The sequence below is a fragment of the Acidaminococcus sp. BV3L6 genome (assembly GCF_000468835.1).
Taxonomy (GTDB): Bacteria; Bacillota; Negativicutes; order Acidaminococcales; family Acidaminococcaceae; genus Acidaminococcus; species Acidaminococcus intestini.
The window spans coordinates 35,598-42,873 of record NZ_AWUR01000003.1; the positions used below are offsets into that span (position 1 = coordinate 35,598).

Annotated in this window: 6 protein-coding genes; all 6 read left to right on the top strand. The window is 50.0% G+C overall.

Annotated features, from left to right (window positions below; all coding sequences use genetic code 11):
* The first annotated feature begins 263 nt into the window (after positions 1–263).
* Genes gctA through hgdB form a run of 6 tightly spaced genes read left to right on the top strand, consistent with a single transcriptional unit; the run spans position 264 to position 7,235 of the window.
* On the top strand, positions 264–1,223 hold the full coding sequence (gene gctA, locus HMPREF1246_RS00290) for a glutaconate CoA-transferase subunit A (RefSeq protein ID WP_009016071.1): 960 nt from the start codon (positions 264–266) through the stop codon (positions 1,221–1,223).
* Positions 1,224–1,228: 5 nt separating this feature from the next.
* Complete coding sequence (gene gctB, locus HMPREF1246_RS00295) at positions 1,229–2,032, top strand: glutaconate CoA-transferase subunit B (protein ID WP_009016070.1); 804 nt, start codon at positions 1,229–1,231, stop codon at positions 2,030–2,032.
* A 25-nt stretch (positions 2,033–2,057) separates the two neighbouring features.
* Positions 2,058–3,818 (top strand): acyl-CoA carboxylase subunit beta, encoded by a 1,761-nt coding sequence (locus HMPREF1246_RS00300; RefSeq protein WP_009016069.1) that lies wholly within the window; start codon positions 2,058–2,060, stop codon positions 3,816–3,818.
* 24 nt (positions 3,819–3,842) lie between these two features.
* Positions 3,843–4,625 (top strand): (R)-2-hydroxyglutaryl-CoA dehydratase activase HgdC, encoded by a 783-nt coding sequence (gene hgdC, locus HMPREF1246_RS00305; RefSeq protein ID WP_009016068.1) that lies wholly within the window; start codon positions 3,843–3,845, stop codon positions 4,623–4,625.
* Positions 4,626–4,659: 34 nt separating this feature from the next.
* Entirely contained in the window at positions 4,660–6,093 is a 1,434-nt protein-coding gene (gene hgdA, locus HMPREF1246_RS00310; protein ID WP_009016067.1) for a (R)-2-hydroxyglutaryl-CoA dehydratase subunit alpha, read from the top strand.
* A gap of 2 nt (positions 6,094–6,095) precedes the next feature.
* Complete coding sequence (gene hgdB, locus HMPREF1246_RS00315; RefSeq protein WP_014128098.1) at positions 6,096–7,235, top strand: (R)-2-hydroxyglutaryl-CoA dehydratase subunit beta; 1,140 nt, start codon at positions 6,096–6,098, stop codon at positions 7,233–7,235.
* The last annotated feature ends 41 nt before the right edge of the window (positions 7,236–7,276 follow it).

The following is a 7,276-nucleotide window of genomic DNA, read 5'->3' on the forward strand; positions in this document are numbered from 1 at the left end:
AACCTAGGAAAAATGGGCTTTTTTAGTTTTTTAATAAAAAAATTGTCCGAATTCATATAAAATTGTTAAAAAGCGCATAAATCCTTGAAATTGAATTTAAAAAAATAGTTATTTGTGTTATAATCGCTTTGTACTATGAAGAGTGATACCAATCGGAACCTGAATCGAGAATGTTCAAAGGGGGATGGATGATTTAGCGGACGATGGTTCCGGAACTTCAGCATGCTTAGCCAAAGTATGGAAATTAAAAGGAGGTTTTTGCTTTGAGTAAAGTAATGACGTTAAAAGACGCTATTGCAAAGTATGTCCACAGTGGTGACCATCTTGCACTGGGTGGTTTTACGACTGACCGTAAACCGTATGCAGCCGTCTATGAAATCCTGAGACAGGGAATCACGGACCTGACCGGACTTTCCGGTGCTGCCGGCGGTGACTGGGATATGCTCATTGGCTGTGGCCGTGTCAAGGCATATATCAACTGCTACACGGCTAACTCTGGTGTAACGAATGTTTCCAGACGCTTCCGTAAATGGTTCGAAGCGGGCAAACTCACCATGGAAGATTATTCCCAGGATGTCATCTATATGATGTGGCATGCCGCTGCCCTTGGCCTTCCGTTCCTTCCGGTTTCCTTGATGCAGGGCTCCAGTCTTGAAACCGAATGGGGCATCAGTAAGGAAGTCCGCAAGACCCTCGATAAGGTTCCTGATGACAAATTTGTCGAAATCAAGAACCCGTTCAACGACAAACAGCGCGTCCTCGCCATTCCTGTTCCTCAGATTGATGTAGCCATCATCCATGCCCAGCAGGCTTCTCCGGATGGTACGGTTCGCATCTGGGGCGGCAAGTTCCAGGATGTCGATATTGCTATGGCTGCTAAGCACACCATTGTTACGTGCGAAGAAATCATCAGCAACGAAGAAATCCGCCGCGATCCGACCCAAAACGACATCCCCTGCATGTGCGTAGATGCGGTTGTCTTGGCTCCTTATGGCGCTCATCCGTCTCAGTGCTTCGGCCTGTATGACTATGATAATCCGTTCTTGAAGGTCTACGATGTTGTTTCCAAGACCCAGGAAGATTTCGATGCATTCTGCAAGGAATGGGTCTTCGACCTGAAAGATCACGATGAATACCTGAACAAACTGGGCGCAACCCGCCTCATCAACCTGAAGGTTGTTCCTGGTCTTGGGTATCATGTTGATATGACGAAGGAGGGCTAATTAGGATGGCTGATTACACGAATTACACCAATAAAGAAATGCAGGCAGTTACCATTGCCAAGCAGATTAAAAATGGTCAAGTCGTAACCGTTGGGACCGGGCTCCCCTTGATCGGTGCCAGCGTTGCTAAGAGAGTCTATGCTCCGGACTGCCACATCATCGTAGAAAGTGGCCTCATGGACTGCTCCCCTGTTGAAGTACCTCGTTCCGTTGGTGACTTGAGATTCATGGCTCACTGCGGTACCATTTGGCCTAACGTTCGTTTCGTCGGTTTTGAAATCAACGAATACCTCCATAAGGAAAACCGTCTCATCGCTTTCATCGGCGGTGCGCAGATCGACCCCTATGGTAACGTAAACTCCACCTCTATTGGTGACTATCATCATCCGAAGACCCGTTTCACTGGTTCTGGCGGCGCAAACGGCATTGCAACCTATTCCAATACGATCATCATGATGCAGCATGAAAAACGCAGATTCATGGACAAGATCGACTACGTGACCAGCCCGGGTTGGATTGATGGCCCTGGCGGACGTGAAAGACTGGGCCTTCCCGGCGAAGTAGGGCCTCAAATGGTTGTTACGGACCGCGGGATCCTCAAATTCGACGAAAAGACCAAGAGAATGTACCTGGCTGGATATTATCCGACCTCTTCCCCCGAAGACGTCATTGAAAATACGGGTTTTGAAATCGACGTTTCCCGCGCTGTTGAATTGGAAGCTCCGGAACCGTCCGTTATCAAATTGATTCGTGAAGAAATTGACCCGGGCCAAGCCTTCATCAAAGTGCCTGTGCCGGAAGCCAAATAAGAGATAAGTAGGAGGAACGAAAAACATGGGTTTTTACTCTATGCCCCGTTATTTTGAACATATGCCGCAGGTCGGCAAACCGATGAAGAAAGCGAATCCGGAAAACGAAGCTCAGCTGAAAGCCATCGAAGCCGAGATCCACGAACTCATCAAAGCCGCCCAGTCTGCTGGCCGCAGCGATGAATCCCTGAATGAATCCGGTCAGCTGACTGCACTGCAGCGCGTTGAAAAACTGGTTGAACCGGGCACTTTCAGACCGCTCAACACCCTGTACAATCCCGAAGGCAACAAGAACGGTTCCGTCAGCATTGTCAAGGGCTTGGGCCGCATTAACGGCAAGTGGGCTGTTATCGTTGCTTCTGACAACAAGAAGCTTGCCGGTGCCTGGGTACCGGGCCAGGCCGAATGCCTGCTCCGTGCTTCTGACACGGCAAAGACCCTGCGCATCCCTCTTGTCTATGTCCTGAATTGCTCTGGCGTTAAGTTCGACGAACAGGAAAAGGTTTATCCGAACCGCCGTGGCGGTGGTACGCCTTTCTTCCGCAATGCTGAACTGAACCAACTCGGTATTCCTGTTATCGTAGGCATTTATGGGACGAACCCTGCTGGCGGCGGTTACCACTCCATCAGCCCGACCATCCTCATTGCCCACGAAAAAGCCAATATGGCTGTTGGCGGCGCCGGAATCCTTGGCGGAATGAGCCCGAAAGGGTACATTGATATGGAAGGCGCTGAACAGATTGCTGAATCTGTTGCAAAAAGCGGCAAGACCGAGCCCCCTGGAGCGGTTGATATCCATTACACTGAAACGGGCTTCTTCCGTGAAGTTTATGCTTCCGAAGAAGGTGTTCTTGAAGGCATCAAAAAATATATTGGCATGCTGCCGAGCTACAATCCGGAATTCTTCCGTGTTGACGATCCGAAAGCACCGGCCCTGCCTCTGGATGACCTCTACTCCTTGGTTCCGCTGAACGACAAGAGAGCCTATGATATGTATAACGTCATTGGCCGACTCTTTGATAACAGTGAATTCAGTGAATACAAGAAGGGTTACGGCCCTGAAATGATTACCGGTATGGCAAAGGTCAACGGCCTTGTGGTCGGTGTTGTTGCCAACTTCATGGGCCTGTTGATGAACTATCCTGAATACAAGACCGGTGCTGTTGGTATGGGCGGTAAGCTCTATCGGCAGGGTCTCATCAAGATGAACGAATTCGTGACGCTCTGCTCGAGAGACCGTCTGCCAATCATCTGGATCCAGGATACGTCCGGTATCGACGTTGGCAACGACGCTGAAAAAGCCGAACTGCTTGGTCTGGGTCAATCCCTGATCTATTCCATCCAGAATTCCAACATTCCGCAATTCGAAATTACTCTGAGAAAAGGTTCTGCAGCTGCTCACTACGTACTGGGCGGGCCTCAGGGCAACGATACGAACGCGTTCTCCATTGGCACGGCTGCCACGGAAATCTATGTCATGAACGGCGAAACCGCTGCTGTGGCTATGTATTCCAGACGTCTTGCTAAAGATAAGAAAGCCGGCAAGGACCTGCAGCCGACCATAGACAAGATGAATGCCCTAATCGAAGCTTTCCATACGAAATCTCGTCCGAAGGTTTGTGCTGAACTCGGCCTTGTCGATGAAATCGTTGATTTCACTAACCTTCGTGGCTATGTAGAAGCCTTCGCCGAAGCTGCTTACCAGAATCCGAAATCTGTTTGCCCGTTCCATCAAATGCTGCTGCCAAGAGCCATCAGAGAGTTCGATACCTTCACGAAGAAATAATTTCCTTAGGAGGAACTTTACTGAATGAGTATCTATACCCTCGGAATTGATATTGGTTCCACTGCATCAAAATGCATCATCCTCAAGGATGGCAAAGACATTGTCGCCAAGTCCCTCGTGGACGTTGGGGCTGGCACGACTGGACCGGCCCGTGCCATTTCCGAAGTCCTTGAGAGTGCCAACATGAAAAGAGAAGATCTGGCCTTTACCCTGGCAACAGGGTATGGCCGGAATTCCTTGGAAGGCATTGCTGATAAGCAGATGAGTGAGCTTTCCTGCCATGCCATGGGGGCCCATTTCCTCTGGCCTAATGTCCACACGGTCATTGATATCGGGGGACAGGATGCCAAGGTTATCCATATTGAAAATGGTGCGATGACCAACTTCCAGATGAACGATAAATGTGCCGCAGGTACGGGACGTTTCCTCGATGTTATGGCCCGTGTCCTCGAAGTCAAGGTCAGTGATCTTGCTCCGCTGGGGGCGCAGTCTACAAAACGTGTGCCTATCAGCTCAACCTGCACGGTCTTTGCGGAATCGGAAGTCATCAGTCAGCTGTCGAAAGGAACCAATAAAATCGACATCATTGCCGGTATCCATCGTTCCGTTGCCAGCCGTGTCATTGGTCTTGTCAACCGCGTCGGGGTTTCTCCAGACGTGGCCATGACCGGTGGGGTGGCACAAAACTACGGCATTGTCCATGCATTGGAGGAAGGCCTTGGCGTAGAAATCAAGACATCTCCCTTGGCCCAGTACAATGGGGCCTTGGGAGCGGCTCTCTATGCATATCGAAAGGCGAGCAAGTAAGCGCTCAACTTGATGAAAAGAAGGAAGGATCATTATGGCAAAAACTGTAAGTCCTGGCGTCCAGGCATTAAGAGACGTAGTTGAAAAAGTTTATCGTGAATTGAGAGAAGCTAAAGAAGCTGGCGAACCTGTAGGCTGGTCGTCTTCCAAGTTCCCTTGCGAACTGGCTGAATCCTTTGGGCTGCATGTTGGTTACCCTGAAAACCAGGCTGCCGGTATTGCAGCTAACCGTGACGGCGAAGTTATGTGTCAGGCTGCTGAAGACCTGGGCTATGACAACGATATCTGTGGTTATTCCCGTATTTCCTTGGCTTATGCTGCTGGTTACCGTGGTGCCAACAAAATGGATAAAGATGGCAACTATGTCATCAATCCGAACAGTGGCAAACCCCTGAAAGATGCCAATGGCAATAAAGTCCTCGATGAAAATGGTAAGCCGGTCAAGGATCCGAAGACCCTGAAACCGTATGCAACGACGGATAATATCTATGAAATTGCTGCCCTTCCGGACGGAGAAGAAAAGACCCGCCGTCAGAACGCGCTTCATAAATATCGTCAGATGACCATGCCGATGCCGGACTTCGTTCTGTGTTGCAACAACATCTGCAACTGCATGACCAAATGGTATGAAGACATTGCCCGCCGTCATAACATTCCCCTCATCATGATCGACGTTCCTTACAATGAATTTGACCATGTCAACGAAGCCAACGTCAAATATATCCGCAGCCAGCTCGATACGGCTATCCGTCAAATGGAAGAAATTTCCGGCAAGAAGTTCGACGAAGATAAGTTTGAACAGTGCTGCCAAAACGCCAACCGTACGGCAAAAGCTTGGCTGAAGGTCTGTGACTACCTCCAGTACAAACCGTCCCCGTTCAACGGTTTTGACCTCTTCAACCATATGGCTGACGTCGTAACGGCCCGCGGCCGTGTCGAAGCTGCTGAAGCATTCGAACTGCTCGCCAGCGAACTGGAAGAACACGTCAAGAACGGCACGACGACCGCTCCTTTCAAGGAACAGCATCGTATCATGTTCGAAGGCATTCCTTGCTGGCCGAAACTGCCTGACCTCTTCAAGCCGCTCAAAGCTAACGGCCTTAACATCACGGGCGTTGTGTACGCACCGGCCTTTGGCTTTGTTTATAACAATCTTGATGAACTCGTCAAGGCTTATTGCAAGGCTCCGAACTCCGTTTCCATCGAACAAGGTGTTGCTTGGCGTGAGGGTCTTATCCGTGACAACAAAGTCGACGGCGTTCTGGTCCACTACAACCGTTCCTGCAAACCTTGGAGCGGGTACATGCCTGAAATGCAGCGCCGCTTCACGAAGGATCTGGGCATTCCGACCGCCGGCTTCGACGGTGACCAGGCTGACCCGAGAAACTTCAACGCTGCTCAGTATGAAACGCGTGTACAGGGCTTGGTCGAAGCCATGGAAGCAAATGACGCAAAGAAGGGGAATTGACAATGGCTATCAGTGAACTGATTGAAGAATTCAAAAAAGTATCTGCCAGCCCGAAGACCATGTTGGCCAAATATAAGGGTCAAGGCAAAAAAGTAATTGGCTGCCTGCCTTACTATGTTCCGGAAGAACTCGTCTATGCTGCTGGTATGGTTCCGATGGGAATCTGGGGCAGCAACGGCAAACAGCAGATCCGTTCCAAGGAATACTGTGCAACCTTCTACTGCACGATTGCTCAGCAGTCCCTCGAAATGCTGCTTGATGGGACCCTCGATGATATTGACGGAATCATTACGCCGGTTCTGTGCGATACCCTGCGTCCGATGAGTCAGAACTTCAAGGTTGCCATGAAAGACAAGATGCCTGTTATCTTCCTGGCTCATCCTCAGGTCCGTCAGAATGCTGCCGGCAAGCAGTTCACCTATGACGCATACAATGAAGTCAAAGGCCATTTGGAAGAAATCTGCGGTCATGAAATCACCAATGATGCCATCCTTGATGCCATCAAAGTGTATAATCGCAGCCGTAAGGCCCGCCGCGAATTCTGCAAGCTGACGAACGCCCATCCTGACCTGATCCCTGCTTCTGTTCGTGCAGCCGTTCTGCGTGCAGCTTACTTCATGCTGAAGGATGAATATTCGGACAAACTGGAAGCCCTCAACAAAGAACTGGCCGCTGCTCCTGTTGGCAAGTTCGATGGCCATAAGGTTGTCGTTTCCGGAATTATCTACAATATGCCTGGCATCCTGAAAGCCCTTGATGACAACAAACTCGCCATTGCTGCTGATGACTGTGCTTATGAAAGCCGCAGCTTCGCTGTGGATGCTCCGGAAGACCTGGATAATGGCCTGCAGGCACTGGCTGTCCAGTTCTCCAAACAGGGCAACGATGTTCTCCTCTACGATCCTTCCTACCAGGAAGATACGAGAAATGAACATGTCTGCAGCCTTGTGAAGGAAAGCGGTGCTGAAGGCGTCATTGTCTTCATGATGCAGTTCTGCGATCCTGAGGAAATGGAATATCCTGACCTGAAGAAGGCGCTGGATCGTCACCACATTCCTCATATCAAAGTTGGCGTCGATCAAATGACCCGTGACTTTGGTCAAGCTACGACGGCTCTCGAAGCATTTGCTGAAAGCCTCTGATGATTGCAAAAAGGCTGTCCCTTTGGGGGCAGCCTTTTTCA